Below are 1,239 nucleotides of genomic sequence, written 5' to 3'. Positions count from 1 at the left end.
CCATGATGGTGCGGCCGCCGTTGCGGCGCTGCTCGATGAGGTGGACGGCCCGCTCCGGCAGCCACGCCGAGGCGGTGCCGCTGTCGTCGGAGCCCGCACCGAACAGGTGCGGGGCGAGCTGGGCCTGGAGGTCCGCCGGGCTGGGGCGGGCCGAGGCGTCCATCTTCATGCAGGCGTCGATCAGCGGCCGCAGCTCGTCGGGCAGCCCCTCCAGGTCCGGCTCCTCACGCAGCAGCATGAAGACCGTCTCCACCGGGTTGGCGCCGTGGAACGGCGGGTGCCCGGTGGCCGCGAAGACCAGCGTGGAGCCCAGCGAGAAGACGTCGCTGGCCCCGGTGACGCTGCGGGAGTCCTTGGCCTGCTCCGGGGACATGTAGGCGGGGGTGCCGACCGCGACGTTGGTCATGGTCAGCCGGGTGGAGGAGACGCCGGAGGCGATACCGAAGTCGATCACCCGCGGGCCGTCCTCGACCACCAGGACGTTGGACGGCTTGAGGTCGCGGTGCACCAGGCCCGCGCCGTGGATCGACTGCAGCGCCTCGGCGACGCCCGCGGCCAGCCAGCGGACCGCCTGCACCGGCAGCGGGCCGCATTCGTTCACTATCTCCTCGAGCGACGGAGCCGGGACGTAGGCGGTCGCCAGCCAGGGCACCGCGGCCCGCGGGTCGGCGTCGACCACGGCGGCCGTGTAGAAGCCGGAGACGGCGCGGGCCGCCTCCACCTCACGCGTGAAGCGGACGCGGAACAGCTGGTCCTCGGCGAGCTCCGTCCGCACGGTCTTGATCGCCACCCGCCGCCCGGAGGCCGAGCGCGCGAGATAGACCAGGCCCATGCCTCCGGCTCCCAGCCGTCCGAGCACCTCGAACGGACCGATCCGGCGCGGATCGGTCTGTGTCAGCTGATCCACCACTTGCCTGCCACCTCCCCGTGAGAGCCGCGTCGCCTTCGTGTGTACGCGACCCCGTGCAGCGTCTCACCACCGCACCGCCGTGGCGGCACGCACCCCGATTCTTCCCTGCCCGAGCGGTGCCGCGCGAACCCGGGGGCGAACCGGGCGCCGCCCGCACCCTGGGTACCGTGCGCGGCGGCCCGGGTCCAGACCCCGGCAGCCCGCTCCGTGCCCCGGCCGCCCCGTCCCGGTGGCGGCCCGTCACCTCTCCAGCAGGGCGAACGACGCGTTCTGGTTGTCCGTCACCACCGCCACCGCGCCCCGGTCGGTCCGGAACGGCTGTGCCTGCA

At 73.9% G+C, this 1,239-nt stretch carries 1 protein-coding gene and 1 pseudogene; both read right to left on the bottom strand.

The features are described from left to right. Nucleotides 1-910 (bottom strand): serine/threonine-protein kinase (locus HW445_RS31560; protein WP_180224191.1); only part of this gene is annotated, 910 nt, incomplete at its 3' end. 240 nt (nucleotides 911-1,150) lie between these two features. Further along, nucleotides 1,151-1,239: pseudogene (locus HW445_RS33950) on the bottom strand (VOC family protein); the annotation flags it as partial.

The sequence above is a fragment of the Streptomyces sp. UH6 genome (genome assembly GCF_013421635.1).
Taxonomy (GTDB): Bacteria; Actinomycetota; Actinomycetes; order Streptomycetales; family Streptomycetaceae; genus Streptomyces; species Streptomyces abyssomicinicus.
Note: the sequence above shows the minus strand (reverse complement) of the source record. Positions and strands in the feature narration are given on the sequence as shown.